Genomic DNA, 26077 nt, shown 5'->3' on the forward strand with positions numbered 1-26077 from the left:
GCAGTCAAAGCCCGACAGGCTGGATGAGCTCCGGTCCTTGATTCCGCACGTTCCCCACTGCGCGATCAACCGGGAACCATTCAAAATCGTCAACAATCCTGCAGTGCTCTTTTGCCAACGCTTCGGCTTTCTGCGGTGCTGTTTCGGAATCAAGCCATGCCCGCGCACCTTCTGATGTCAGTACCACCGGGCGGCGATCATGAATATCCACCATTCCCGAGTCGCTTGCCGACGTGATGATGACGAACCCGTCACCATCATGCGGTTCAAGCCATCTGTGCACCTGGGCCAACGCCGCGAAGAACATGGGCTTTTTACTCTTAAGGCGGATGAAGTAGGGCTGCTTTTTCTTGGGGTCATCCGGGTCCTTCACCCATTCAAACCAATCGTTCGCTGGGGCAACTGCACGTCCGTTAGGCCATAGCCCCTTGAAGAATTTTCCCGTCATCACGGTTTCGACTCGCGCGTTGATTGGTGCTGGTCGTTTGCCTTTTTGCCCAGAAAGGCTCCCACCCCCACCGAACCTTGTCACACTCAGGCCCTCCTCGGTGGGACGGATGATCTCAACCCGGGAACTAGGGGCCACGTTGTAGCGCTCTATGGGCCTTAGGTCGTACCCATTGATCACGAGCTGCTCTGGGGCAAGCTCCTTGAGTTAGTGGTCCATGGATTCGTAGATCGAGTAGCGTCCGCACATGATGTCACCCCTAATCTCACTCGTCGAAAATGCCTTTCAGTACGATTGACCGCGCGCGGGCCAAAGAGTTAACTGTATATATATACACACCTAACTTATCGAAAGGTCTTCATCATGAGCGTAGTCATTCTTGGTCCGTTGTCTGAAGGGGGTATCAAGCTACCGCTCTAGTCATTTCAGGTGCCAGCTGGGTTTGCTTCTCCCGCTGTCGATTACATCGAGAAGCACGTGTCTCTGGACGAACTGGCCGAGGTACGGGCACCGCATGTCTACCTGGCGAAAATTCTCGGAGACAGCATGATTGGGGCAGGTATTTTTGATAAGGATCTGATCGTCGTTGATCGCAGTCGCACTGCCGAGCATGGAGAGATCGTTGTGGCAGTGCTTAATAATTCGGAACCGATTTGCAAGCGGCTCTTCATGATGGGTGGGGGTGTCAAACTTCAATCCGAAGATAGTGCCTACCCGTCCAAGCACATCCTGGAGGGTGACAACCTCGTCATCTGGGGCGTAGTGAACTACAGCATGCGCCGTCATGGAAAAGCATGAGGCTGTCTTCGCGCTTATCGATTGCAATTGCTTCTATGCCAGCTGCGAGCGTGTTTTTCGTCCAGATCTGGAGAAAACGCCCATCGTGGTACTCAGCAATAACGACGGTTGCGTCATCGCCCGTAGCTACGACGCCAAGCCATTTGTGAAAATGGGCGCTCCCTATTTTCAGATCAAAGAGGTGTTGCGCGGCAACGGCATCAAGGTGTTCAGCAGCAACTATGCGCTCTAGTAAGTTAGGTGGAATGCTTCTGAGCTACCCTGATTCTGACGACGTTGACCTGTGGGGCTGGGGACGTCTTACGTTCAGGGCCTGCAGAACGCCCAGTCCAATCGAGGGGAAAAAGCCGATAGTCGTGGGCGCCGTGATCTGGTTTTGTAGTTTTACGAAAAGTTACCTGGCTTAAGCTGAATAACTATTTGTAAAATTTATATTATAAAAATATCAATACTCAAACGTGCAGGCAGAGGGGTTACTTTCACTGCAGCTGAGTCCGTTCCAAGCTTTCCCCACAGGTGTTGCTACCTTGAGTGTTTCAAGACTCATCCTGATCCCTGCGCTGCTATTACCCTCATAGTCGCACGCCACAAATGCATTACCTGTGATCGCGCTTCTGTTGCGTATATTGGCACTTTTGAATGCAATGCTATTTATGTCCTTTGCATCGCCTCGCGGGTTTTCGCCTCTCCATTGTTGGTTGTTTGGGGCTGGCGCCGTATACACAAAACCTTGCCCTTCCTGATGTTGTTTGATGACGCTGACATCCGGGCACGCGGCAGGAGTAGGAGCGGCATACACCTTGCCCATTAAAAGTGCCAAAGCAACAATGCCTACTGATTTCTTTGAGCGAGCTTTCATTTTACTTTCTCCATCGTGGATCTACGTTGATTTTATTTTTTACAGTGGGTGAGCGAGTTGCTTGCCATACTTTTAACCGACAGATCACCACCACCGGCTTATCTATTCGCTTTTACTTTTGCATGTGCCGCGCATGAGTGGTCAACAGTGTCCATCGAGTTCCATTATGCTTTCAAAATATTTTAAATGGTCGACAGCGCCTCAATGCCAACGCTGCGATCAGCGTCAAAAGGTAGGTTCTCTTATCCTGTAGCGATTGATCAATCTGAGCACACCCACCGCATTCGTCACGACACCCACCAGGCTGTGCACCGCGCGGCTCAGGTATCGGCGGAGGTTACCTGCTTCAAGACGCGCCTCGGTAGTGTGGCCGTAGTGATCTCGTCAAGGAATGGAAGACGGAGAGAGTAATTTTCCTTTCCACATAAAGTAAGTTAGGTGGAATGCTTCTGAGCTACGATGATTGTGTCGCCGTTCTGGGCGATTGCCCATGGCCTCTACCGTATCGTGTGAGCTGGTGCCCCACCGCTACCCTAGTGTTCAAGTCTTGGGTGTGTTAGCCAAGAATACGGCGCACGGGTTGATGCTTTTTATGCTATCTGATCCTTGAAGGGTACCTTGGTAATTGCTGCCGACCCTGGAGTTGCCTAGCAGCAGCTTAAGGGTCGACAGCAAAGGACTGCTCAGGGTAATTACTCGACTCATTCAGCAGTACTGATTGAAACTTCGATTATGCTGGCCCGAAGAGTTCGGTTTTTTCAGACGAATTCTTGAAGACCTTTATCTCCATCCGATTATCCAGTAAAGCGGCTCATGATAAAGTCATCGGGGTCAGGGAAGTTGTCATCGTCTGAATCAGACTGGACTTCTCTGAGCAGTTCGCCGGCTTGCTTTGTCGACACATTGTGTCCTGCCGCACGCATTTCATCCCTGAAGACTTTCGCATTTTCTCCAGGAGCACTGCTTTTTGATCCGAGCACAAATTTGCGCGGAATCGATTGATCTGTCATGAGTGCGGTGCCGCCGGTCCTGGGGTCGGTTATCAGGCTTAAGTTGTTTCTGACGCCGATAGTGCGTACCAGTGTGGGATTACTCGTGTCAGCAAACATGGCAAAGTCCTTGGCTTCTTTTTGGGATGAAGACAAATAATGATGTCGTCTGGCTTCAGACTGAGCCTCCCTACTCAAGTTCATAAACATATTTGCGTTGCCACCTGCAGTAGCGCCGCCAGTTTTTCTACCTGCATCGAACCCTTTGCTTCTCAAGTCTATTTTTGATTGCATGGATGTACCGTGCCACAAAACAGATTCGCTATACACGCTCCTCGCATTGGGTATCAAGTTGCCACTGGATGGCTCTGAATCAGTTTCGTAGCCGCGATCATCGCTGTTCGTCGGTCTGCTTGCCGCCCTGGGTTCCTCATGGCTTTCGTAACCGGAATAATATCCAGTGCTTCTTGACGTACTCGATACACAGCCCATAAAAGACCTTTTGCTTGAAGGTATGGAACTGATCTGTGGCATTCGAGAGCTAATGAGTTCCCTGTCAGAGTCGACCCATTGCGCTGGAAGCGATTGACTGCGCATTCGCCTGTACGCTTTACAAATCTACAGGTCTGGACACGCTCAGGCTGAAGCAGAAAAAGCTTAACGCAGGATTTTCTCTGGGGGCTGTAGGCTTCCTTCACAAATCATGCCGGAATGCATTTGAAGCATCATGCCTCTTGCCACGCTTCGCTTTCTCATCGGGCCTTGCGCTGATTTTCCATTCTACATAAAGTAAGTTAGGTGGAATGCTTCTGAGCTACGATGATTGTGTCGCCGTTCTGGGCGATTGCCCATGGCCTCTACTGTCTCTTATGAGCACGTGCTTCACCGTTACCTCAGCGTTCAAGAATGGCTGACACTGCTCGATAACCTGGGAAGAGCGCCGGCTACCTTGGATGCGTACGGCAGGGGATTGGCGCATTACTTGCTACACTGCGAAGCCTCCGGTCTGGAGGCTGAATCCATCACATTTGAGCAAGTAACGCTCTACATTCGTCGGCTACTGCCCGGGCAAGAAAACGCGGTGGCGAATTCGACCTTGCACCAGCGCCTCGCCGCGATCCGCATGTGGTACGACCACTTGGTGTTTCAGGGGCGTTGCGCACAGAATCCGGTACCTCGTGGCCAGCACGGCCGCCTGTGTCAGGTCCCTGGACATTCAGGCTTTGTGAGAGGGCTGGTGCCTCGCCTGCTAAAGCTGCCCGACATCCCCACGGATGAGCAGTGGCGTTACTTTCTCAGCATCGCGGCCAGATCGTCCAGCCGCGTCGTGTGCTACAGCGACATCGAGCATTTTGTCAGCAATGTCGCGGCAGGTGCCTTTGGAGCGGTCGAAGTCAAGACGACCCTGCAGGATGCCGTTGGTGAGCAGGTTGTACAAAGCCGGGTTGGCACGCTGAATAATCAACCCTGGCAGTGATGAAACGGCGCTGGTGGCGTTAGAGATCATCGACCCCATGATCGTCTGAAATCCGGAAGTTGCTCCATTCAACTGATTTTGAAGCGTGTTGTTCATGCTCATGTTTCCGCAGACCAGATTGAGGTGGTTACCGTGGTGGATGACACGCTGTTGCCGCTCATGAGGGATTAACCCGCGTGCCGGCGAGTCGCTGCTCCACGTCATCCGACTTAAAAGCCAGCGCTTTTAACCGTTTGCGTAGTCACAGCTTGGGTAAGTGAAACTTCAGCACTTGTGGCACTCCTCCATCAGCGGCCACAACGTCGAGGCATAAAGCATCTTCGGGTGCATGGGAAGGGGAGCAAGATCCGCTTTTTACCGCTCCGTCCGGTAGCAGCTGAGCGAATTTATGCGTACCTGGAACGGGATGTATGTCGAGACGCAGCGCCGGGTCCGCTGTTTCGCTCGATGCGGGGCACCACCAGTGCCGGCGTCACTGCGAATGGTCTTTACACAATTGTTGCGCAGTGGGCACGCGTGGCAGGCATCGAGGTCGAGCGGTTGGGTGTTCACGGACTGCGGGCCACTGCGGCGACCAACGCACTTGAGCATGACGCAGACATTGCGAAGGTGCAGGTCTGGCTGGGCCAAGCAAACATAAGCACGACCCGTCTTTATGATCGGCGCGGCCAACGGCCCTAGGATTCACCGACTTTCAAAGTTAAGTATTGACCTAGCCAAACTCCAGATGAGAGCTGGAAAGCCTGTGTTGTAAATCCCGCCTAGAGCTCCTTCAGAGCCGTCGCGGTCTCTGAGAGGATTTCGTCGGACAAGCCCCCCTCGCCGATTGCTCGTGCCATGGCAAGGGCACCAACCATTGCACTGAGTAGCAAGCATGAGCGACGTCGATCACCATAGGCGTCCGTAGTCGGCGTCAATCCGGCAAGAAGTTCGAGATACAGCTCGACTTGGCGTGCGTAGGCCGAGCGGGTTCGATCATTCGTGCGCGAAATATCCTCGGCCAGCCCGGCCACTGCACATCCGCCCTCAGGAAGCGCGCGATGTGCCGGACTCAGGTAGTCGTCTATGATCGCTTCGAGCGCTCGTCTGCCACCCTGACCGCACGTAGCCACGGTCCGCGCGCTTCCTTGGGCCAAAGCGCGTTCCACTGCGGCGGTGACCAGTTCATCTCGAGATTCGAAATGACGGTAGAAGCCGCCGTGGGTCAGACCGGCTTCCTGCATCAGATCCGCCACGCCGATACCGTTTATGCCACTGCGGCGAATTTGAGCTGCAGCGACATTGATGATTCGATCGTGGCTTGTTGCCTTGTCTGCTTTCGAGCTACCCATGAATGGGTCTCCAGTACCAATGGGATACCAGTTTATCCCAAAGAGTGTGAGTGCGACCCAGTTCATTCGAAGTACGCCAAGGCTTCGGACGCACCAAAGACGATTGCTATTCGTGCTGTTAGGTATTGGTTCTGAGATTGCCGAGGTGATAGCCCATCCGGGCCTCGAAGTCAGCCCCCACTTCGTCGCGCTTTTGCGCTATGCGGGCTCCCCGCTCATGAACCGTCGGCCAAGAGAACGCATTAAGGAAAACTTCCTGTGTTTGCATAAGATCCTCAGCGGATGGCAGGGTTCTGCGGTTAATCAGCCCTTTGGCCTCGGCCAGCGCAGGCTTGTCGAACGACGCGATGCGTCGAGCGAGATTGTCGACAAATGCGTCGAGTTCATTATCGGGGAGGGCGCGGTTCACCCACCCGTAAAGCGCTGCAGTGGCTGCGTCGAAATCATCACTGCCTAGGACGATTTCGAGTGCCCTTGCCCGCCCGACGAGGAGTGGTAGTCGCTCCGTTGCGCCACCGCCTGGGAACACGCCTGCTCCGACCTCGATCTGGGCAAAGATCGCACGCTCAAGGCTTGCAAATCGCATATCACATGCCAGAGCAATCTCAGAACCCCCGCCACGCGTGCGACCCCGAATTGAGGCGATGGTCACAACAGGTGAGGTGGTCAACCGTGTGGTGGCATCGATGAACGTTGGCAGTCCAGTAGGTCCAGGCTGCAGGGGAAAATCGGCGACCCGGGATACATCATAGTGATTGACAAAAAAATCCTGGTCATCGCTATCGAATACGACCACCCGCAACGCGTCATCGGATTCGATAAGAGTGGCGATCTGCTGCAACTCGATGAGGGTGTCCGGATCGCAAAAGTTGAGGGGCGGATTGTTGAAAGTCACTCGCCAGTATCCCGGCGCTACATCGGTGATCGTGAACTGGGTCAGTAGAGATCTCATTCAGGATATTCCTTATAGGATGCTGAGTATTGGACGTATCGAGAATGCAGGCATCTCTCGCTGTATAGCATCAGGATGACGACCGTAATCAGGATGTCAGATATAATCCTCATCGTCAAAGACGTTTTGTATCCGAGCCTCTTTGCACAGCAGCTTCAGACAAAACAGGTTTGTGATCGCCGAAGCTCTGATCGCAGCGAGCATCCTTGCTACCCATCGAACCTTATATTAATGCCCCGATAGGTAATCTCTCAGGCGCATGATAGGGCGCGCTTGGCGCGCTTTCGAAGCCGTGACCATGACAACCGATCGCGGGCCGAACTTGCGATGGCTAGTGCTCGTCATAGCCGAACGCGCCAGCAACCTGACGCTGCTGGAAGCCTCTAGCCAAGTGAATCGAGATATGGACGGTTCGGCGCCTCCTGCTGATCAAGGTGGCTCAGACGGATCCTATGACACTCATGTAAGCGCCGGTCTTGACGGTCTTGGCACGTTGTGCTTTGGCGCGCACAGCGATAACGAAACCCCGGACATGAGCTCTTTGCCAATCGCGACCAGACGGGCTGTGATTTTCATGAGCCGTTATTGAAGAAGAATGTGTGCATGGGGCACCGGCTTGGATCTTTGAATGCGACGTCAAACCTGCAAAGAGCCAGTTCTTGCGTCCCAAAGCCCAAGGTCGGATCTGGTTCTCGCACCAGTTATTATCAATGGGTACGGCCCCGTCATCGAGGTAGCGCGACAGCGCTGCCCAGCGTTTCAGGCTGTAATCCAGTGCTCTGCTGATAGCCGAACCTTCGGGCACGAGATCGCGCTGGGCGATCATCCAGGCATGCAGCCTATCCATCACCGGTACGGCTTTTTCTTGCCGTATTCGGCGCCGTAAATCCGGCTCCAGGTCGCGCACTTCACTCTCGATTTCTTAAAGCAACTGGATGTAGCGCAGGGCCTGTTCGGCGAGCGTGCTCTTGTTGGTCGCGTGCAGTTCGAAGAACTTGCGCCGCGCATGGGCCATGCAACCGATCTCGGTCACGCCGAGTGCGAAGCTGGCCTTGTAGCCGCCAAAATCATCACAGACCAGTTTACCCTTCCGGTCTTGCAGGAAGTTGCGAGCATGTTCACCAGCGCGGCTGGGACTGAAGTCATAAACAACAGCTGCTGTTTCGCAGAACTGACTGGTGGCGTATGCCCAAACATAGGAGCGGTGGGTTTTCTTTGAGCCCGGCACGAGCATCTGCACGGGTGTTTCATCGGCATGAACAACCTGTTGCCCAAGCACTACGTCGCGCAGTGCATCGACCAGAGGTTGCAGCTGCACCCCAGTCACACCAACCCATTGAGCCAACGTTGAACGTGGAATCGCCAAGCCGGCACGACCGAAGATCGATTCCTGACGATAAAGAGGCAGATGGTCAGCAAACTTCGCGATCATGACGTGGGCCAGTAACCCGGCAGTCGGGATTCCCTTATCAATGATCTGCGCCGGAACCGGCGCCTGGATCAGCGTTTCGCAGTCATCACAGACCCACTTGCCACGGACATGGCGCTCAACGGTAAATACGCCGGGCGTGTAGTCCAGCTTTTCGCTGACGTCCTCACCGATACGTTGAGTGCGCAGCCACATAGGCAGTGAGTGTTGTCCGGCTCGTGATGGATTAGCGTGCGTGGAAACTCTGCCGGCAAAGCAGTGCGTTTGGGCTTTTGCTTTTTCTCGGTCGGAGCCAGCACTGCTTGCAAGGCTTGAGGCTCTGCTTCAATCGCCGCGATATCGGTATCGATCAGGTCATCGAGCAAGCTGGCCTGCTCAGGATTCATCTGCTCGCTGCGCTTGGCAAACTTCAAACGCTTGAGTTGTGCGATCTCGTGGGTGAGCTTCTCGATAACCGTTTGATCGCGTTTGATCTTCTTGCCCATCGTCTCGACCGTCTTACCCAGTGTGTCGACTTGATGGTCGAGCGTCTCGACACGCTGTATCAACTGCGCCGCCAAAGCGCGCAGCTGTTCAGGGGTAAGATGGTCGAGATTGGGGAGCGAAGTCATGGTGCCGATTTTGCCACAGCAAGCAGTTCGCGGCGATAGACCGATAGGCTAATGGCAGCCGTTAAAGCAGTGTGATCGAGCCGCCGGAACCTACGCGTTGCCATGGCAAGCCCAGTACTAAAGCCTGAAGTTGCTCGGGAGCCAACTCCAGTTCAGAGCCTTGGCGAATACCTGGCCAGTGGAACTTGCCTTGGTTCAATCGGCGAGCCGCCAGCCAGATACCGAAGCCGTCATGCACCAAAACTTTCATGCGTTTGGCGCGGCGATTGGCGAACAGATAAGCGCAGTGCGGCTTCGCCGCACCGAACACCGCGATCACCCTGGCCAATGCCGTCTCGGTACCGGCGCGCATGTCCATCGGCTCGGTGGCGAGCCAGATCGCATCGATGCGGATCAAAGGACAAGCCCTCGGACAAAGCGGGCGCATCCGTCAGGGTCGGAAGTTGGCCATTTTACGATGAGCGATTGCTCGCCACGCGGCAGCTCAATGATCGCTGACGCTTCGGTCTTATGTTTGGTTCAACCGGCGCGACTTTCAAAGGAATGAAAGCTGGCAGCGCGACTGCCTGCTGATCACGGTAAAGCGGTATCCACCGGCGAACGACATTGGCATTAATCCCGTGACTCATCGCAATAGCTGCCACGGAAACACCGAGCTGCTCGCACTCTTGAACGACTTGGGTCTTGAAGGATTTCGGGTATGACTTACGTTGGCGCATGACGATCCTGGCATTAAGGGTAATTGCGTCCGCATAAAAATACGCGGACACAATCGCCCTTATTGCTCGAGCTAGGAAGGCGTGTTCCCCGGCCCCTTACGTATTTTCAGTAGTAGTGTCAATTCTGCATCAGCAGCAATAATTAGGTGAATGCCAGTCGTCTCTAAGCCCCACAAAAGGAGTCAGTCGCTGTCCGTTAGAGAGCCAGTCATGCTGGACTCGTTTTCGCCTTTGCCTGGTTTTATTATTTAGCGGTTTGACTAGTGTTCGGCGGTGCTGGCGGCTTCTCGTGAGATTGAGATACGGATTAACAAAAGTGCCAGCAGTTGACATACCAGAATCAGCGAAGTGGCGGCCACCAATGCATCGGACAGCCCGATTATGCCGGGAATAGCGTTTTTAACTCCGAAGAACACCCCGCCAACGCTGGCCACAAAAAACGCTGAACTGCATTGTAGGACGGTATTGATAAGCCCGGAACTCATGCCTGGATGATGGCGATTAAGGGTGTCACTGACTACCCCTACCATGGCCGGCAATGCGAAACCTTGTCCTGCGCCAAGCAAGATCAAGGGCAGGTAAAGCAGATCCGGGCGCCCGCCGCAAATGCACATTACCACACTAAGCATGCTCGCCGCCTGAAGGCTCAAACCCAACATTGCCCCGCGCTTACCCTGGCGCTGACCAAGAAAAGCACTGCTCAATGCTGCAATGAAAAAGCCAATACCGAAAGGCAGGATCCTAGCGCCTACCGCCGCCGGACTAAGTTGGAAACCCGACTGTAGGAAGTCGGCATAAATCAGAAAGAATGGCGAAATGGCATAGAAGCAGAACAGCGCTAGAACGCCGGGTAACAACGGCGGTAAGTTAAAGATCGCCAGATCGACAAAGGGTGCTCTTCCTCCACGTTTGAGTTGGTTTTCCCAAGTAACAAATAGCTTGAGGCAGAAGGCGCTTAGGGTAAGTGCAAGCCACGACCACCAAGGCCAGCCTCTAGGCGCAGCCTCGATAAGGCAGGCTAGGAGCGGTAGCAGGAATCCGGCGAATAAAGCGCAGCCTCGGATGTCTATATATTTCGACTGCTGTAGTGTGGATTCGGTGAGCAGGCGAACTGCGGCTAAAAGGCACAACAAGACAACCGGCAAATTTATTAGGAACAAGCTGCGCCAGCTCAGTCCGCCGATATTGGCTTCTATAAGCAGGCCTCCCGCGCCTTGCCCCACCAGACAGGCTAGACCAAAAATCGAAGCATACAGCGAGAGTGCAAGTGCTTTGTCTTTACCAATGAAGTTGGCGTGGATTAATGCCAGGGATTGGGGGGCCATTATGGCGGCAAACAACCCCTGAACGAAGCGGCCAACAACCAGGACCAGATCGCTTCCGGCCATACCGCAGGCTGCCGAGGCAACTGCAAAGCCGAGCATGCCCACGATAAAGGTTCGTCGTGCACCATAGCTGTCTCCCAAGCGCCCGCCGAGAATCAGGAATAGTGCAAAGGCTGCCGCGTAGATTGATACCGAAGCCTGCATCATGCCATCGCTGGCCCGCAAGTCAGCCTTGATGAAAGGGAGGGCGATGTTAATGATGAAGTAATCTAGAGGCGGCAAGAACGACCCCACAAGAAGGATTGCCAAGCACATCCAGCGCCTTGCGCCGGTCAGAACCTCCGCATGATTTGGTTTTAGCGTTGGAGCCTCTGACATTGGTCAACCTCCCGATATCTGGAACCCAGTTCCATTAGGGTTTGAGCCAGTAGGCTTGGGTGGGTGAGCATGCTCAGATGTCCCGAGTCGAGGTACTGGACCGTAAACACGCCAGTGTTCTGGGCAAGGTGTACGGCTTTATCAAAAGCCGGAAAGGGGAACTGAGTACAGCGAATGTAGCTGTAGGCCACATTGCGGCTCAGGTCCAAAGGGGTAAGGGGCTCAAAGAAGGGCCGGCCGGGATGCGGGCTCAGACGCTCCTCGACCTCAGAATGCAAGATCGGGTCCCGCAATCCGAACCAGGCAGCGTTGCCCAATGTAATTGTAAGTTCTGATCCTTCTCGCTGCCATGTCGTCAGCTGAGCTTGTAGAGCTGTGGGCAAGTATTCTAGCAGCGGTCTACTGTCTATGGGGAGAAAGGCATCGAGGAAAATCGCTGATCGCACACGAGAGTAAAGTTCGGGTATTGATGCAGCTGCCACTGCACCGCCATAGCTCCAGCCCACCAGCACCACATTGTCTAAGTTGTTATCCACCACTGCCGCCACAATTTCCCGAGCATGGCTGCTGAGGCCAACCTCGTCGGAGATCAAGTGTTGACATTCGGCGACCCCTGCAAGGGTTGGCGTCAGTACGCGATGGCCTTGATTTTGCAGCAAGCGGACAACATCCCGCCAGACCCAGCCCCCGAACCCGGCGCCAGGTATCAGGACAAAATTTAGAGTTGGCGGCTCTGAACCATCTTTTCTAAGCTCAAACTGCATGGATAAAACGCTCCGTATTGCCCCACCAGTTTGCTCGAATGGCCCTGCGCTGTATTTTCCCCACTGCGCTACGAGGCAAAGGCTCATGCTGCAGAACGATTTTTTGCGGCGTTTTAAATTCGCCTAGAGCCTGGCGGCACAGTTCAGCCAAGACCTTTGCATCGGTATTTGCTCCTTGGCGCAGGACGCAGATTGCTTGCAAAGCTTCGCCGCAGTTTTCGTCGGGCACCCCGAACACCACGGCCTCTAGCACCTGGGTATGGCCCATCAAGACGTTCTCAACCTCATTCGGGTATATGTTCATTCCACTGCTGACGACCATTTCTTCCTTGCGATCCAGCAGGTAAAGGTAGTGTTGTTCATCGATGCGGCCGAGATCGCCAGTCAGCAGCCAGCCCTGATTGAACTTGGTCGCAGTTTTCTGTGGATTTTTCCAATATCCTGACATCACACCATGGCCACGAATTGCAATCTCACCGACTTGACCTGGGGGTAGCGCTTCGCAGGCATCATCCAGTACGCAGACCTGCACATCGTGGCGAGGTCGGCCACAAGACTGCAGGCGGCTATCACCCAGGGACACCTCATCGAGGTTCAGGGGCGGCATCACACTGATTATACCCGCCTCGACCTGACCATAATATTGATACAGAACTTGCCCAAAACATTTATGCAGACGGCGGATAGTGGACTCAGCGATGGGTGACCCGCCGGTGATCACAGCCTTGAGCCAGTTTTGCGGCGGTACTGCGGCTGCGGAAGCGAAGCGGGTCAGCACGTTGAGGTCTGCGGGTCCGAAGAAGCTGTAGGTGACCCGATACTTGGTGAGACATTGCAGACAGTCGGCCGCATCGAAAGCGGGTCTGACTAAGGTGCAGGCCCCTGCGATCCAAGTGGGTAGCAATAGGTAGCCGGCCCCGTGGGACAGCGGGCTTACCTGGAGGAACACATCACTAGGGCTCAGGGGTGGCAGACTATATGACCACTCGTAAATTGAGTAGAGCCACGTCCTGTGACTGATGGGCACACCTTTTGGTACTCCGGTGGTGCCACCGCTGTGGCGGATGATGAACAGATCCTCATCGGAGACGTTGATGTTCGGGTCGCTATCATCTGCTGAAGCGAGCCAGGTCTCGTAGCTGGCGCCGTAGGTCAGCAGCCGCAGCTTGGGGTCTTGCCGATGCATTTCCCTTGCGGTGTCAGCGTGGGCCGGCGAGACAATCAACGCTTGGCAGTTCGTATGCTCGACAATATTCATCTGAATGGCCAGAGCGCTACCGGCATATAGTGGTACTCGCACAAATCCAGCAATAGCAAGCCCCACAACCACATCCAAGGATTCGATGCTGTTATCTTCCAGCACTGCCACTCGTGTTCCGGGTTCAAAGCCCCAAGCCAACAAGCCGTTAGCCAAGCGGCAGGCACGTGTCCATACCTGCTGATAGCTATGACTGCGCTCTCCATCGCATACTGCCGGGCGGTCGCTGAAAGCCTTCACCGCCTGAAGGAGGGTGTCCTTGACGTTCATTAGGGGCGGCCCTCGCACGCAGGTTTGTTCCCTGCCAAGACGAACAGCTTCCACCGAAACTCAAGGTGTTTCTTGTCCTGGGGCCATACTTCGGCCAACCGCTCGGCTAATTCGATACAAGGATCGGTGCCGTGCTGGTCGATATATAGCTGAGTCGCAGACCAAGTTCTTGTGTAGTTTACGTAGTCCTGTAGGCTCCAGCTGCGCTGGATATGCATCTCAGGAGTTGGCAGTCGCGGATAAGGAAATGGCAGATCCTTGAGCCCAGCGAACAAAATTTCGGTTTGAGCGGGCCAAAAGTCCTTTAGCACCCCGAATTGAAAGTCGTTGATCACTTGGTCCAGGGCGGGAGTCAACGGCTCGTTGAATGCGTAGCCGACGATGAGCAGTAATCCCTCACTGACCAAGCAGTGATCGACCAGCGCGTAAAAGCTGGAGGTGTTTATCCAATGAATAGCTTGGGCCACACAGACTGCGTCAAATTGTTGATGAGCGAAACGAGCATTTTCTGCGGCCAGCACCTGAAAACTGATATTGGGTACCCGAGGCGCATGACTAATTTGCTCCGCACTGATGTCTGTCGCGGTTACATGCCTAAAGGTTGTCGCTAGATTGATAGCGGCCTGGCCGCTGCCGGTTGCGCAGTCCCACACTTGTTGTGTATCAGGACTATTTCTTTGGATGAAGTCATAAAGCTCTGCAGGGTAATCGAAACGAAAAGCTGCATAGTGATGAGACTGCTTGGAAAAAAGCTTGTCAGTTTCTTTTGTGTTTTTTTGGGCAACGTTCATTTTCACTTTCCCTTGTGATGATATTGGGTAAAGTTGCGGATTTAAAATTACATTCGCAACGACATAACACAATAGCGCTTAGAAGCCCTTAAAACAGAAGGGCCAAAGCTAGATTCTAATTAATCATTTTTTTTTAAGAGCGTCTGTCACTGATTTCTGGGACAGCAATTATTTTGCATTTCCCTGCGTGGCACAGGCTGGGAGAATCGAGCTGAAATATCGTATTAGACGCATGACATCCCGTCTTTTCACACGAAAATACATCCCTTTAGTGGTCAACTGATCCTGGACACGACGTTAAGGTTGTCTCGTACTGAGTGGGCGCCAGTCCATTGTTGAAATATTGTGGCCGAACCGGGTCGTAAAGATGCACCCGATCAAGCCAATCGGCAGGGGAGGCAAACCTAGCAAGTGGCCACCGTGTAATAAACGTACTGATATCAGATAGCTTCATAGAAATTCTCCCGGTGTCGGGGCGTGGAGTTACCGAGTGTTAGCTTGGCTACTAAACACCTGTATAGACGTATTGCGGCCCTAGGCTGATAGAAATATCAAGTTTTCTGCTCGTCACAGACGGTTCTGCGCCACCTTCATCTTCGTTTGCGAGAAGACGGTTTCATCGATCTGGACACCTGGATGGTCAATTCCACGTCAATCCGGGCCACCCGGGCAGCCAACGGCGCTGGAAGAAAAGGGGCCCGCAGGAACCGCCACACCATTGTCTCGGCCGAAGCCGGGGCGGACTGACTACCAAAATACACCTCGCCTGCGACAGCCATGGCTTCCCGCTGGCCATCATGCTGTCGCCTGGCGAACAGGTTGACTCGTGCTACTTCAAGCCGTTGCTGGATCAGATCAGCCTTCCTGGCAGCAAGGGGCGCCCACGCAAGCGTTGCCGTTATGTGCTTGCCGACAAGGGTTATTGCATCGCAAGCCTCGACCTGGCCTGCCTCGGCTGTTTGACGGGCCTCAGTACAAAAAACGCAACGTTATGGAGCGGTTGTTCAGCTGGCTCAAGGAAAAACGTCGGATTTGTAGGCGTTACGACAAGCTGGCAAGTAGCTTTAAAGCGATGGTCACACTGGCTTGCATCGAAAGATGCTTGCGGGCTGACTTTTCAGACAAACCCTAGAGAACGAGTTAACGCTTAGGGTGCTATAAACTGAGTGAACAAAACTAGTACTATTAAAGGAATAATCTGTGCTGTCCAAAGGGGGGGTAAGCAAGTACTTGAGCTTCGCAGGGAAGCGTCTAATCTCTTCAATATCCGCCAAGCCCCTTTTTTTGCCTGGACTTGGCACCCACAGGTAAAAATAAATCATACTGCAACGCATGATTTTCCTTAAAAGACCTGCGTTTGAGAAGGCCATCTTGTTATGCTCTACAAACACACAGCTGGGGAGGCAACGTTCAAATTTTTCGGTATAAGCGTGTGCGATATAAAAAGTAATACACATCGTGATTACGATCGATAGAGTAATGATAGTCGCTATTAGACCTGGATCTAGGTCTGTCATGGGCTGGTTTGCCTATACAGATAGTCACCCATCATCTCACCGCGTTTAGTCCCCATCGCGCCTCCCGCTACACCTCCAGCGGCACCTCCGATCACTGCGCATGCCAGCGCAGCTGCTCCGCCTGCAGGGACGCTTATCGCAACACATATGATTCCAGCAACAGAATAGGTGGGCTTTATGATGTATTGCAGTCGTCATATTAAAGCGCAGCTCTATGGTAGCTCTGATGGACCACGCGGTTTCCTGATGCTACGCGATGGGCAATTGGCAGCCGCAGGCTGACTAGTTCATAAATGGTATGCAGTACATACCCGAAAATTGTAACATTGCCAACGTAGGTAACAGTCTCAGTACGTTGACGCAACGTCATCCATAGAACCAGACGAGGAAAAGTGAAGTGAAATTAATCACAACGGTAACCACAAGTCTGCTAATGCTCATGAACGGTGCTCACGCCGAGGGACTGACCACCTCGGTGGATGGTAAAGAACTGACGGTTAGCTTCGGTCAGCCCACCATTAAGCAAGTGCTGCATTACCGTAAAATGTACGACAAAAAACCGTTCCCCGATGCCGAAATTTATTATTACGATAACGGCACCTACAAACTGATTTCGCAGGGTGAAAACCACTATGGCGTTTACTCCATAGAGGGCAATGTAGATGAGGAAACTTTCACTGTGCGTTTCATTTCTCTGCCTTCTAGCGACTGGGGGAATAAAACGGCCTTTCATCAGTTAACGTTCGTTCGTGGAGACAAGCAAAACATATTCATCCAGAACGCTATTGTTGATACCGGCGAGGCCCTTGCCCAGCAGAACGGCACTTATACCCAGGAAAAAAATACCGTCACGAATCCGGTGTCTACCACGTGGAAAAATAAATAATCTTCATGGAGCGTCTAGTCGTGGAGCTACGTCTATATCCAGCCGCCCGGAAAATTCACCATGACATCCGTTGCGCATCTCTCAGAAACGGAAACTTGAGCATGATTTCAACGAACGGTTGAGCCAATATTGCCTGTATTGAGCGGGCGAAATCCATTTTAAAAAAGCCCGCTTATTACAGGGGCTTCCCCATTGCGCAGAAGCCCAACAAAAAATTAGACGTCGGCCCAGCGACGCTTCAGGTAATCAACCACCTGCTGTGTCTGCGAAGCCCGCAGAAACATATGTCGAAAAAACATGCACCCGGACACCTCAGCCAGAGAATCATTCAGGTCAAGCTGACGAGTCATTTCAGGCACGCCCCCCTCAACAGTCCAGTCTGGCTCGGCTGCTGATGCCGTTCCCACTTTATACAGAGCCATACCAATATATAGCGCTGTGCCGGTACCCCTGACGGTATCCGCCCACCACTGGGTGATGACGTCATAGCGGGCAACCTCCCGGGCAAACGGCCAGTAGACCTGCGGGGCGATATAATCAATGATGCCGTCAATGACCCATTTCCGGGTGTCTGCGTACGCGAAATCGTAATTAGGTGCACCGGCCTGCGTATCAGACCCCAGCGGGTCGTCAGATTTATTCCGCCAGACGCCTGCCGGGCTGATACCAAGCAAGACATCCGTGTTAACGGCGGCTATTTTTTTATGGCATGCATCAACCAGCGAATAAGTGTTATTCCGTCGCCAGTCGGCCTTTGTAGTAAAGGTCGTATTGTAGGTCTGGTAGGTCGCATCATCATTGAGCAGGGAATCGGCGGATTCATAATAAAAATAATCGTCGAACTGAATGGCATCCACATCGTATTGAGTGACAATCTCTTCAACGATACTACTCACCCACGCCTGAACTTCAGGTATGCCGGGATCGAGAACAAAGCGTTTCGCTGAAGTGCCTGTCCATTCAGGATGCAGTTTAAACACACTGGCCGGCGAGTCAGAGGATGAGTTATTCAGCTCTTCTATTGTGGCATCGCTGGTGTTCATTGATACGCGGTACGGGTTCACCCATGCGTGCAGCTCGATATGACGAGCGTGCGCCTGCTCAACGGCATAAGCCAGCGGGTCGAAGCCGGGATTTTCCCCAAGCGTCCCCGTCAGGTATTTCGACCATGGAAGCAGGTCTGATGCGTAGAATGCATCTGCGCAGGGAACAACCTGGAATATAACCGCAGTCATTTTCATGGCCACAATGTCATCAAGAATGCGGGTCAACTCTTCTTTCTGTGTACTGACACGTACAGCCTCATCAGTGATGGCCAGAGATGAGACTGACGGCCAGTCAAGATTCGTAACGGTTGCGACCCAGGTCGCCTTGAGATTTTTGTTCGCGGTCGCCATTGCGGTTTCTCCTGTGTGCAGGGTTCTGAGGAAACGAAATACGCTGTCCATGCATGGGCATTTTGAAATGCCTGTTCATTAACGAGTACGACACCTTCCAGGACGCTGGTAGGTAGCCATGGCCGAGCAGATCATCGCGATGAGCGAGTTGCTGGGCTGAACGCCTGAAGAGCGCCTGCTTGCACAGGCGTTCTTCAGGCATCGTACGTGGACGGCGTGTCAGCTCAGTTGCACGTCTTTCATCGCAGGAATGTAACCGTAGTCATATTCTTCCTGCACGAACGAGCGATCCCCCTTCAACAGGATTCTCACCGTCGGCGCCTCGGTGCCGCCGATACGATAATCCTCACCTTCGGTGGGCACGCTGTCGATGAATGAAGTCACCAGGCCGTTCGGCATGACGCAGTGGGAATACGTCTGGAAAGGCTGCTCGGGCGGATTGCCGAGCACCAGGCCGGAAGCGTTCATTGGCCGGTACGGGCCGAACAAATGTTCGCCGACAAAACCGTAGACACCGTCTGGTCCTGTAATACCATCGGCATACGTAAACTTGTGACTGATGGTGAACAAGTAATACTTGCCGTCCTGAAAGACATAGTGCGGACGCTCGGTCTGATCGTTCACGCCGACGGCTGTCACCAAGGGCGGAAGTATTTCCCACTCTTCACCAGTGAGATCTTTTGCGACCGCCAGGCCGATACAACCTACCTGGAATCTGGCCCCGCCCACGTCTTCATGACCTGGTGGCACAGGACCCAGCTCGACACTCCCTACTGTGTGCGAGCCGCGTTCACCGGCGACGTTGCCTTCAAACACCATGTACAACTTGCCGTCACGGGGGTCAATGAACGGGCTGGGGTCGCGAAAGTTCCAGCTCGAGTTCTGCGCTTCGGTTTGATAATAGGTGCCGTCGGCCTCGAACAGCTTTTTGACCTGGGTAAAGTCTTTCAACTCCACGCCCTGATCGGACGTCACAATACGACCACGTACTTTGGCGATCGCTGCGCCGGGCGTGACGCAGGTGTAATAAAGATCGATATCGCCTTTGTCATTCAACAGTATGGGTGTGCCCGCCCACTCTCGCGTGGTGGGCGATACCCCCTCGGCCATTACGCGACCACCAAAGATCCAGTCCTTGCCGGTACGCGAGTACCAGTAGCACATGCGTGCGCGGCCATGACGATCTTCCCAGTCACGCTTGATGTCATAACGGCCATTGGCGTCGAGGTATTGCGGATCATTGGGGTGGCGGTCAGCCGTCAGGGTCAGGATGACCGACCAGCCGTTGACCGAAACCACCGTGCCATCCAGCTCGCGCAGCGGCATGGTGTCCCAGATGAATACCGTATCACTCATGACCGGGAAGTCCGCACTCACCAGTGGCTGCGTGGTGGTCGGGTCATTTTCATTGACCTTCAGCGCATCGGCGCGGGACCAGACAGTGGGTGCGTAGTTGATGTGACCTGCTAGAGGACTATTTTTGAGCTGGCTTACAGCAGAGCTGCTAGTGGACATAATTGATACCTTTAAATAGCTTTGGGAGGCAGCAGCGACGCTGCTGTACCTCTTTCGCTCAAAGGCGATAACTCAAGGCTCGCGGCCTTCACATGATTCAGCGTCCCGCAGCGGGAGCACTTGATTTGGAGTTCGGTGTAGTCACCCATGCGAGCCAGCAGCTTCTTGCACTGTCCGCATCGGTAGTCTTTCAACATTTGCACGGGTCTCCTTGTATTTCGCCCAATGAAAAACCCCGCCGAGGCGGGGTTTGGGGTGGATCGCAATGTATCGGTTGGCGCTGTTAAAAAGCCCCTATCCGATGGCTGCCCTGAGGCGCAAATCGCATATCGTGGTGTCTTTTTACCCGCATCCGGAAAGTCTGGAAAGAAGCACTTTCGGGGAAGGTCGAGTTTGGCCGGAGTTCAACAAGAGTTCGACCACAGATGCGCAATCGACCCGGATAAACGGCGCGAGACAGCGCTTTGATTGGAGGCGCGGTGCTTCAGGCGTGTACAAAGTCAGTTGATTCCAGAGCACGGGCGCAGCCATGAATGAAACGACCAGCTTGAGGTGATTGGACGTTTGACGAGGGGATAAATCTGCACTGGAAAGCGGGACTTCTGCGTCATCGAATCGGCAGGATGGAGCGTAGGGCGATGCTTCTGGACAAGGTGGTTGGTCAGGTTGTCTGCTTGAGCAGGAGCAGACAACCATTCCGAAAAACCTTACTCCAGAACGCCGATACGCTGCTCATCCGGCCAGAATAACGCGGCTTGCCCGCACGCCTGGCCCTGCGAATTCAATAAGGTCCACACCACACCTGCGTAGATCATGAACGGTTGATCATTCGCATCCACTCGCCAGCCGCTGTAGCCCTCAGCGATGCCATTGGCGGTGACTTGCTCCAGCAATACCTGACGCTGAGCACGATCGAGCTCCGAGGCGCTGAAACGTGAGGGCATGCCAATGAAACTGTCGCGCGGGTACTTGAAGCATTGCAGCGCGCATTCGTTCACGTAGGTAAAGCGCGGGTCCGCGGCGCCATCGTGGGCCAACAGGCTATAGGGAGCTTGTGTATGCAGCCAGGTGAGGCGTTGTTGCGAGTCCAGTTGCCGAGGGGACGGCAGTCCGTGGCCGGTCCAATGTCGGTAGCTTTCATCGAGCATCTGTATGAACTGTTCTTGAGACACCTGTCACCTCGCAACGAGCACGCAAAGATGCTTTTATCAGAGACTTTATTTCTGAAACAGCACGCTATATCCAGGCGGCAATGGCAAGTTGATGCTGTTTTGCCATCTTGGTCGCCTTGCTTACATAAAAGGGTGCGTTACCGAAGAGCATATGCTCTGGGTTTACATCATAAGCTATTATGATATATTTAACGCGCATGATATTTAAAGATTGATAAATTTAATTTAATTATTGTTTGTCGGTCAGTGAAGGTAGTCTGGTTTGACTTTTGCTAGAGGGCAAGAATCAGCGTTCTTGCGTCAAACACCCCAGGGATTAATGTAATAAACTGCCCGCTAATATGAGTGACTGTCATGAGTGATATTCTAAACAAAATAAAACATTACAAACTTCAGGAAATAGAGGCGGCGAAAGCTGACTTGCCATTCAGCCGCCTCGAACAGCGTGCCCTCGAACAGTCCAGCCCACGCGGTTTTTATAAAGCACTGAAAGCAAAAGAGCAGCAGGGTCTGATCGGCTTGATTGCAGAAATAAAAAAAGCCAGTCCATCAAAAGGTCTGATTCGCGAAGACTTCAACCCTCCTGAACTGGCGAAGGCTTATGAAACCGGTGGCGCTGCCTGTTTATCCGTTCTGACCGACACGCCAAGCTTCCAGGGCTCGCCGCAGTTTCTCATTGACGCGCGAAACGCTTGCGCCCTTCCTGTGTTACGAAAAGACTTCATGTTTGATACGTATCAGGTGTATGAGGCACGTGCCTGGGGCGCGGACTGCATATTGCTGATCATGGCTTCATTGAGTGATGACCTGGCTGCCGAACTTGAAAGTGCCGCCATGACGCTGGGGATGGACGTCCTTGTGGAAGTGCATGACGAACATGAAATGGAGCGTGCGCTTAAACTGTCTTCCCCGCTGCTCGGCGTCAATAATCGCAACCTGCATACCTTCGAAGTAGACCTCGGCACAAGCGAGCGACTGGCATCCATGGTGCCCGCAGGCAAACTGCTGGTCGGCGAAAGTGGTATCGGCAACCATAATGATTGCCTGCGACTCAAGAAGTCCGGCATCACTACCTTTCTGGTCGGCGAAAGCCTGATGCGCAAAGAAGATGTTGTGGCGGCGACAAGAACACTGCTGACCGGCAGTGCGGACTGACACGTATCAAGCTCCCGGGTCAGAGGGGCAGTTGTGCGCTCCTCTGATGCAGCCTGCGGATATTCCGGACGTAAGCAGTTGTTTGCTCTGAATGCTGTGGAATCACTATCCATAGCATCCCCAACGGTCCGACATGAAGCAATAGGCAACCTTTAAAGCGACAACCTCGCCACCAGCTTGCTCATCCCTATGGCCAGCGTTTCGAAGTTGAAAATCAGAACTCAAGAGCAGTCGCTTTTTTCGGGATCGTCCCGCGTGACGACTCGATGCGTGGGCTATCCCACGCAAGGCTTCATAACGATTCTCTGACCACCAGCGGGCAGTCCACAGGCTGGGAGCCCGATACCTCAACGCTGTCGATCAAGTGCCGGGCGGCGTTGCGACCGATCTCGTAATACGGCAGTTGCACCGTGGTCAGCGCAGGGATGAACAGCTCGGCGATGCCGATCATGTTGTCATAACCCAGTACGGCGACATCGCCGGGGATTTTCAGGCCCTGGCCCAGCAGCAGCTGGTAGGCACAAAAGGCAATGCGGTCATTGCCGCAGATCAGAATGTCGAACTGCGGACGGCCATCCAGCATGTGCCGGGCGAGGATGGCGGCGGTTTCCCAATAGGCGTCGTGTTCGGACAGGTTGTATTGCAAGAGTTCGTCGCCAGCCAGACCGAACGCCTCGCAGGCACGCAACATACCTGCTTGCCGAATTTCCCAGGCCAGGCTCTGTTTTGGCAGGTTGATGAACAGCGGGCGTCGATAGCCCTTGCTGAATGCGTGGTGCAAGGCACGGTACTGACCCATTTCGTCGTCCGGCACATAACTGACAAGGCTGCTGTCATCGGCTACGCAGTTGGCGAGCACCAGCGGTTTGCTCTTCAAGCGCTGCGGGATACTCACTTTGCGCAAGCCCATGGCGCTGAAGATCAACCCGTCGGGGCGATGCGAGAGCATAAGGTCGATGTTCTGGTCGGTCGGCGGGTTGCTCAGCAGGTTGAGGATAAATACGTTCCAGCCTGCCTGCTGCGCGGTCTGTTCGATGGACAGCAGCAGCTCGACCGCAAAAGGCGTCGTTGCGGTGTCCAGGGCGAATACGCCGATGGTCCGGGTCTGCAGGTTGTCGCCGCGTATCCGGCGAGCCGACAGGCTGGGTACGAATTGAAGCTCATCGATCGCGTTGCGCACTCGCTGATAAGTCTCCGGGCTCAGCTTTCCCGGATCATTGAGCGCCCGAGACACCGTCATCAGAGACACACCGGCCAGTTTTGCAACGTCTTTAACTGAGGTCATGCGGGTCGGGGCCTGTCGGGTTGACTGATGATTATCATGCTACAGAGAGCTGATTTTTTTCGCGACTTCAATGATTTACCTTACAGGTATCCGGAGGAGAGCTGCCATGCGTTGGCAATGCAGACTCGGCCTCCTGTGCCGTTGGCAACAAGCTTGACCCCCAGGCTGTCGGTCTGTGGATAAAGGCGGCTGCTGAAGCTGAAACTGCCGTTTTGCTCGAACACCTCAATGGACGAGCGATCAAGAAAGATCCGCAGTTCAAGCTGATTCTGTTGTGGATCTATCGCTACGCTGCGCTGACCGCTGACGTGGGTGCCCGACTGAGTACGGTCGAGGATCAAACGTTTTAGCGACGCATCGTAGCAAAGCAGAGTCTGCTCCTGGCCATCCTGACTGCAACGCAATGCCACGCCCAAGTGCCCTTCGATGCAGTCGAGCAGGTCCAGCTGCACGTGGATTTCCAGCATGTCGCCGTGTATGTCGGTCAGCCACTGGCTACCCGCGTCGCTCCACCAGGCAGTGCCTGGCAAGGCTGCGTTGCGCAGCGCTGTCAGTTCGCGTGCGGGCTGCACGCAAAGGCGATCGGCGCGCACTTCAAGTTCTCGCGGCAGGCCGAGCATGCCGCGCCAGTGATGCGCCTCGGTGGGTGTAGGGCTTTCCCACATGTCGATCCACGCCCACAGCAGACGTCTGCCATCTGCCGCCACCAGCGTCTGCGCCGCATAGAAGTCGTGGCCGCTGTCCAGCTCGATAAAAGGCCCGCCGGTGAACTGCCATTGACTGTCGACCTGGCCCACTCGATAGCCGGTGTGGAACCTGTTCAGTCGCTCGTAGCGCTGTGCCGGCATGCCCTGGGGGGAGTAAAGCAGTACGTCGCGTTCATTCAGGCCGAACAGGTCCGGGCATTCCCACATATAGCCGTCGCCTTCCTCGCCTGAGGACACATAGCTGACGAATTCCCACGCGTGCAGGTCCTTGGATCGATAGAGCGGCAGCAGCGGTTTGTCGCCCAGGCGTGCGCCGGCAATCAGGTACCAGTGGCCGTCCTGTCGCCAGACCTTCGGGTCACGGAAATGAATCATCCCGTCTTGCGGCGGGGTGTCGATAACGGCCCCGTGTTTGACGAAACTGATGCCATCGGTGCTGGTGGCCAGGCACTGCACCTGACGGATAAAACGCTCGTCGCCCACGTCACCCAGCCATGTGTGCCCGGTGTAGATCAGCGCCAGGGTGTCGCCACACACCACTGCACTGCCGGAAAAACAACCGTCCCGATCGAAGTCATCACCGGGTGCCAGGGCAATGGGCAGGTGTTGCCAATGGACCAGATCGGCACTCTTTGCATGGCCCCAGTACATCGGGCCCCATTTCGCGTCGAACGGGTGGTGTTGATAGAACACATGATATTCGCCACGAAAGAACACCACCCCGTTGGGGTCATTCATCCAGCCTGCCGGCGGGGCCAGGTGGTAACCGGGCCGATAATCGTGGATGAGCTGCGACAGGCCCTCTTCCAGCGCATGGTGCGCGCGTTCGAGGGCGGGGGACATCGGGTTGCTCATGGCATTCACGGAAAAACTCATAGGGTGCCTGCTTGTACGAGGTGCGGTGTGGTGCCGGGTGTCAGGTGTTGACTGGCGTCTGTGTGGCGCTTCAGGGCCAGGCCATCGGCGTCGAACAGGTGCAGGTTGCTGTCGTCGAATTGCAGCGCGACCTGGTCGCCCACCTGCCAGCCGGCCTTGGCATCGCAGCGACAAATCAAGGGCTCGCTCGCCCCGGTAGCCAGGTGCACATAGACCTCGCTGCCCAGGTATTCGACACCGGTCACCGTGACGCCAACGCCGTTGTTCGCAGCATTGAGGGTGATGTGCTCCGGGCGAACACCCAGGGTCAGTTGCGCATCCTCGGTCAGATTCGAGCTGTCGAAGGGCAGGGATTTCATGCCCAGTGCCGGGATATCGATCAGGCTGCTGCGACCCGGTGCCTGCAAGCTCACGGGCAGAAAGTTCATTCTTGGCGAGCCCAGAAAACCGGCGACGAAAAGGCTGGCAGGGCGCTCGTAAAGTTCGCGTGGTGAGCCGACCTGTTCGACCTGACCGCCGTTGAGTACGACAATCTTGTCCGCCAGGGTCATCGCCTCTACCTGATCGTGGGTGACGTAGATCATCGTCGAGCCCAGCCGCTTGTGGAGGCGGGCGATTTCGTTGCGCATCTGAACCCGCAACGAGGCATCCAGGTTGGAAAGCGGTTCATCGAACAACAGGATGTCCGGTTCCCGCGCCATGGCTCGGCCCATGGCCACACGCTGGCGCTGCCCGCCGGACAGTTCCCTGGGCTTGCGCTGCAGCAGTTTGTCCAGTTGCAGGATCTGCGCGGTTTTCAGCACGCGTTCGCGCAGGCTGCTTTTTTCCGTCTTGGCCAGCTTGAGGCCGAAACTGATGTTGTCGTAGACGCTCATGTGCGGGTACAGGGCGTAGGACTGAAAGACCATACCGACACCACGCTCGCGTGGTTCCAGGTCATTGACCCGTCGTCCGTCGATCAGCAGGTCGCCAGCACAGATCGAATCCAGTCCGGCGATCAAGCGCAGCAGCGTCGACTTTCCGCAGCCCGACGGGCCGACGAACACAACGAACTCACCGGCAGCGATCTCCAGGCTGACGTCGCGCAGAATACGCGTGCCGCCCAATTGCTTGTTGATGTTGGCTAGCTTCAATTTCATCACGATGCTGTTCCTTGTCAGTTGTGTGC

Annotated in this window: 22 protein-coding genes and 6 pseudogenes; 8 read left to right on the forward strand and 20 right to left on the reverse strand. The window is 54.5% G+C overall.

From position 1 onward, the window contains the following. Nucleotides 1–4 precede the first annotated feature (4 nt). Nucleotides 5–628 carry an SOS response-associated peptidase family protein gene (locus KUIN1_RS04010; protein ID WP_116830988.1) on the reverse strand — a complete coding sequence of 208 codons (624 nt, stop codon included), beginning with the start codon at nt 626–628 and terminating at the stop codon, nt 5–7. A gap of 249 nt (nt 629–877) precedes the next feature. On the opposite strand from KUIN1_RS04010, the gene KUIN1_RS04015 reads away from it, so the two are divergent. Together KUIN1_RS04015 and KUIN1_RS04020 are read left to right on the forward strand one after the other, a co-directional pair. Continuing rightward, nucleotides 878–1246, forward strand: a complete 369-nt coding sequence (locus KUIN1_RS04015) for a LexA family protein (protein ID WP_232060013.1) — start codon at nt 878–880, stop codon at nt 1244–1246. Continuing rightward, nucleotides 1233–1475: pseudogene (locus KUIN1_RS04020) on the forward strand (Y-family DNA polymerase); the annotation flags it as partial. The gene KUIN1_RS04015 and the pseudogene KUIN1_RS04020, both read left to right, overlap by 14 nt. A gap of 216 nt (nt 1476–1691) precedes the next feature. Here KUIN1_RS04020 and KUIN1_RS04030 read toward each other — a convergent pair. Further along, the gene (locus KUIN1_RS04030; protein ID WP_003403416.1) at nt 1692–2105 is read right to left on the reverse strand and encodes a DUF3757 domain-containing protein; all 414 of its coding nucleotides are present in this window, start codon (nt 2103–2105) and stop codon (nt 1692–1694) included. A gap of 794 nt (nt 2106–2899) precedes the next feature. Beyond that, on the reverse strand, nt 2900–3304 hold the full coding sequence (locus KUIN1_RS27580; RefSeq protein ID WP_024638572.1) for a hypothetical protein: 405 nt from the start codon (nt 3302–3304) through the stop codon (nt 2900–2902). 640 nt (nt 3305–3944) lie between these two features. On the opposite strand from KUIN1_RS27580, the pseudogene KUIN1_RS27900 reads away from it, so the two are divergent. Then, a pseudogene (locus tag KUIN1_RS27900) lies at nt 3945–4181 on the forward strand (site-specific integrase); the annotation flags it as partial. A 249-nt stretch (nt 4182–4430) separates the two neighbouring features. On the opposite strand, the pseudogene KUIN1_RS04045 reads toward KUIN1_RS27900, so the two are convergent. Then, nucleotides 4431–4703 (reverse strand): annotated as a pseudogene (locus KUIN1_RS04045) (integrating conjugative element protein); the annotation flags it as partial. A 165-nt stretch (nt 4704–4868) separates the two neighbouring features. Between KUIN1_RS04045 and KUIN1_RS04050 the strand changes: the two are divergent. Further along, nucleotides 4869–5252 (forward strand): annotated as a pseudogene (locus KUIN1_RS04050) (tyrosine-type recombinase/integrase); the annotation flags it as partial. 80 nt (nt 5253–5332) lie between these two features. Here the strand turns inward: KUIN1_RS04050 and KUIN1_RS04055 are convergent. The 9 genes and pseudogenes from KUIN1_RS04055 to KUIN1_RS04095 all read right to left on the reverse strand — a co-directional run bounded on the left by KUIN1_RS04055 (nt 5333) and on the right by KUIN1_RS04095 (nt 14399). Further along, nucleotides 5333–5902: a TetR/AcrR family transcriptional regulator gene (locus tag KUIN1_RS04055; protein WP_003403410.1), complete on the reverse strand. Its 570-nt coding sequence runs from the start codon at nt 5900–5902 to the stop codon at nt 5333–5335. Nucleotides 5903–6020: 118 nt separating this feature from the next. Next, complete coding sequence (locus KUIN1_RS04060; RefSeq protein WP_003403407.1) at nt 6021–6854, reverse strand: enoyl-CoA hydratase/isomerase family protein; 834 nt, start codon at nt 6852–6854, stop codon at nt 6021–6023. Between the two features lie 439 nt (nt 6855–7293). After that, nucleotides 7294–8894 (reverse strand): annotated as a pseudogene (gene tnpC / locus KUIN1_RS04065) (IS66 family transposase). Nucleotides 8895–8955: 61 nt separating this feature from the next. Then, on the reverse strand, nt 8956–9291 hold the full coding sequence (gene tnpB / locus KUIN1_RS27905; RefSeq protein WP_053275766.1) for an IS66 family insertion sequence element accessory protein TnpB: 336 nt from the start codon (nt 9289–9291) through the stop codon (nt 8956–8958). Nucleotides 9292–9346: 55 nt separating this feature from the next. Next, the gene (tnpA, locus tag KUIN1_RS28470) at nt 9347–9613 is read right to left on the reverse strand and encodes an IS66-like element accessory protein TnpA (RefSeq protein WP_003403392.1); all 267 of its coding nucleotides are present in this window, start codon (nt 9611–9613) and stop codon (nt 9347–9349) included. 260 nt (nt 9614–9873) lie between these two features. Next, on the reverse strand, nt 9874–11316 hold the full coding sequence (locus tag KUIN1_RS04080) for an MFS transporter (protein WP_103360187.1): 1443 nt from the start codon (nt 11314–11316) through the stop codon (nt 9874–9876). After that, the gene (locus KUIN1_RS04085; RefSeq protein WP_024651687.1) at nt 11295–12080 is read right to left on the reverse strand and encodes an alpha/beta fold hydrolase; all 786 of its coding nucleotides are present in this window, start codon (nt 12078–12080) and stop codon (nt 11295–11297) included. Before KUIN1_RS04085 ends, KUIN1_RS04080 begins: the two co-directional genes overlap by 22 nt. Next, on the reverse strand, nt 12070–13608 hold the full coding sequence (locus KUIN1_RS04090) for a class I adenylate-forming enzyme family protein (RefSeq protein ID WP_003403385.1): 1539 nt from the start codon (nt 13606–13608) through the stop codon (nt 12070–12072). Before KUIN1_RS04090 ends, KUIN1_RS04085 begins: the two co-directional genes overlap by 11 nt. Continuing rightward, complete coding sequence (locus tag KUIN1_RS04095) at nt 13608–14399, reverse strand: class I SAM-dependent methyltransferase (protein WP_011266602.1); 792 nt, start codon at nt 14397–14399, stop codon at nt 13608–13610. Before KUIN1_RS04095 ends, KUIN1_RS04090 begins: the two co-directional genes overlap by 1 nt. A 632-nt stretch (nt 14400–15031) precedes the next feature. Between KUIN1_RS04095 and KUIN1_RS28475 the strand changes: the two are divergent. From KUIN1_RS28475 to KUIN1_RS04110, 3 genes and pseudogenes are all read left to right on the forward strand, one after another. Next, a pseudogene (locus tag KUIN1_RS28475) lies at nt 15032–15268 on the forward strand (transposase); the annotation flags it as partial. Between the two features lie 122 nt (nt 15269–15390). Beyond that, nucleotides 15391–15531: a transposase gene (locus KUIN1_RS28480; protein WP_099081786.1), complete on the forward strand. Its 141-nt coding sequence runs from the start codon at nt 15391–15393 to the stop codon at nt 15529–15531. 818 nt (nt 15532–16349) lie between these two features. Next, on the forward strand, nt 16350–16802 hold the full coding sequence (locus KUIN1_RS04110; RefSeq protein ID WP_003348905.1) for a hypothetical protein: 453 nt from the start codon (nt 16350–16352) through the stop codon (nt 16800–16802). Between the two features lie 215 nt (nt 16803–17017). Here the strand turns inward: KUIN1_RS04110 and KUIN1_RS04115 are convergent, their stop codons facing one another. The 4 genes from KUIN1_RS04115 to KUIN1_RS04140 form a co-directional block, all read right to left on the reverse strand. Continuing rightward, nucleotides 17018–18199 carry a glycoside hydrolase family 10 protein gene (locus KUIN1_RS04115; RefSeq protein ID WP_024651685.1) on the reverse strand — a complete coding sequence of 394 codons (1182 nt, stop codon included), beginning with the start codon at nt 18197–18199 and terminating at the stop codon, nt 17018–17020. Between the two features lie 219 nt (nt 18200–18418). Continuing rightward, entirely contained in the window at nt 18419–19714 is a 1296-nt protein-coding gene (locus KUIN1_RS04125) for a glycoside hydrolase family 68 protein (protein ID WP_011266606.1), read from the reverse strand. A gap of 11 nt (nt 19715–19725) precedes the next feature. Beyond that, nucleotides 19726–19911, reverse strand: coding sequence for a Com family DNA-binding transcriptional regulator (locus KUIN1_RS04130; protein ID WP_003403367.1), 186 nt, complete (start codon nt 19909–19911; stop codon nt 19726–19728). A gap of 510 nt (nt 19912–20421) precedes the next feature. Beyond that, nucleotides 20422–20862, reverse strand: coding sequence for an MEKHLA domain-containing protein (locus tag KUIN1_RS04140; protein ID WP_011266607.1), 441 nt, complete (start codon nt 20860–20862; stop codon nt 20422–20424). A 378-nt stretch (nt 20863–21240) separates the two neighbouring features. On the opposite strand from KUIN1_RS04140, the gene trpC reads away from it, so the two are divergent. Then, complete coding sequence (gene trpC / locus KUIN1_RS04145) at nt 21241–22041, forward strand: indole-3-glycerol phosphate synthase TrpC (RefSeq protein WP_003423144.1); 801 nt, start codon at nt 21241–21243, stop codon at nt 22039–22041. 292 nt (nt 22042–22333) lie between these two features. Here the strand turns inward: trpC and KUIN1_RS04150 are convergent, their stop codons facing one another. The 3 genes from KUIN1_RS04150 to KUIN1_RS04160 form a co-directional block, all read right to left on the reverse strand. Further along, nucleotides 22334–23326 carry a LacI family DNA-binding transcriptional regulator gene (locus KUIN1_RS04150; protein WP_024651683.1) on the reverse strand — a complete coding sequence of 331 codons (993 nt, stop codon included), beginning with the start codon at nt 23324–23326 and terminating at the stop codon, nt 22334–22336. Nucleotides 23327–23406: 80 nt separating this feature from the next. Then, entirely contained in the window at nt 23407–24909 is a 1503-nt protein-coding gene (locus tag KUIN1_RS04155) for a glycoside hydrolase family 32 protein (protein WP_024651682.1), read from the reverse strand. After that, a complete protein-coding gene (locus KUIN1_RS04160; RefSeq protein ID WP_269473527.1) occupies nt 24906–26051 on the reverse strand; it encodes an ABC transporter ATP-binding protein in 1146 nt (381 codons plus the stop codon). The genes KUIN1_RS04155 and KUIN1_RS04160 overlap by 4 nt, the downstream gene beginning before the upstream one ends. Between the last annotated feature and the right edge of the window lie 26 nt (nt 26052–26077).

Origin of the sequence: Pseudomonas sp. KUIN-1 (genome assembly GCF_009176725.1) — a bacterium.
Taxonomy (GTDB): domain Bacteria; phylum Pseudomonadota; class Gammaproteobacteria; order Pseudomonadales; family Pseudomonadaceae; genus Aquipseudomonas; species Aquipseudomonas fragariae.

Bases quoted from the DNA above. Each gene is read 5' to 3' on its own strand.
- KUIN1_RS04030 (WP_003403416.1), bottom strand. From the start codon at position 2,105: ATGAAAGCTCGCTCAAAGAAATCAGTAGGCATTGTTGCTTTGGCACTT.
- KUIN1_RS27580 (WP_024638572.1), bottom strand. From the start codon at position 3,304: ATGTTTATGAACTTGAGTAGGGAGGCTCAGTCTGAAGCCAGACGACAT.
- KUIN1_RS04055 (WP_003403410.1), bottom strand. From the start codon at position 5,902: ATGGGTAGCTCGAAAGCAGACAAGGCAACAAGCCACGATCGAATCATC.
- KUIN1_RS04060 (WP_003403407.1), bottom strand. From the start codon at position 6,854: ATGAGATCTCTACTGACCCAGTTCACGATCACCGATGTAGCGCCGGGA.
- tnpA (WP_003403392.1), bottom strand. From the start codon at position 9,613: ATGCGCCAACGTAAGTCATACCCGAAATCCTTCAAGACCCAAGTCGTT.
- KUIN1_RS04080 (WP_103360187.1), bottom strand. From the start codon at position 11,316: ATGTCAGAGGCTCCAACGCTAAAACCAAATCATGCGGAGGTTCTGACC.
- KUIN1_RS04085 (WP_024651687.1), bottom strand. From the start codon at position 12,080: ATGCAGTTTGAGCTTAGAAAAGATGGTTCAGAGCCGCCAACTCTAAAT.
- KUIN1_RS04090 (WP_003403385.1), bottom strand. From the start codon at position 13,608: ATGAACGTCAAGGACACCCTCCTTCAGGCGGTGAAGGCTTTCAGCGAC.
- KUIN1_RS04095 (WP_011266602.1), bottom strand. From the start codon at position 14,399: ATGAACGTTGCCCAAAAAAACACAAAAGAAACTGACAAGCTTTTTTCC.
- KUIN1_RS28480 (WP_099081786.1), top strand. From the start codon at position 15,391: ATGGAGCGGTTGTTCAGCTGGCTCAAGGAAAAACGTCGGATTTGTAGG.
- KUIN1_RS04110 (WP_003348905.1), top strand. From the start codon at position 16,350: ATGCTCATGAACGGTGCTCACGCCGAGGGACTGACCACCTCGGTGGAT.
- KUIN1_RS04115 (WP_024651685.1), bottom strand. From the start codon at position 18,199: ATGGCGACCGCGAACAAAAATCTCAAGGCGACCTGGGTCGCAACCGTT.
- KUIN1_RS04125 (WP_011266606.1), bottom strand. From the start codon at position 19,714: ATGTCCACTAGCAGCTCTGCTGTAAGCCAGCTCAAAAATAGTCCTCTA.
- KUIN1_RS04130 (WP_003403367.1), bottom strand. From the start codon at position 19,911: ATGTTGAAAGACTACCGATGCGGACAGTGCAAGAAGCTGCTGGCTCGC.
- KUIN1_RS04140 (WP_011266607.1), bottom strand. From the start codon at position 20,862: ATGCTCGATGAAAGCTACCGACATTGGACCGGCCACGGACTGCCGTCC.
- trpC (WP_003423144.1), top strand. From the start codon at position 21,241: ATGAGTGATATTCTAAACAAAATAAAACATTACAAACTTCAGGAAATA.
- KUIN1_RS04150 (WP_024651683.1), bottom strand. From the start codon at position 23,326: ATGACCTCAGTTAAAGACGTTGCAAAACTGGCCGGTGTGTCTCTGATG.
- KUIN1_RS04155 (WP_024651682.1), bottom strand. From the start codon at position 24,909: ATGAGTTTTTCCGTGAATGCCATGAGCAACCCGATGTCCCCCGCCCTC.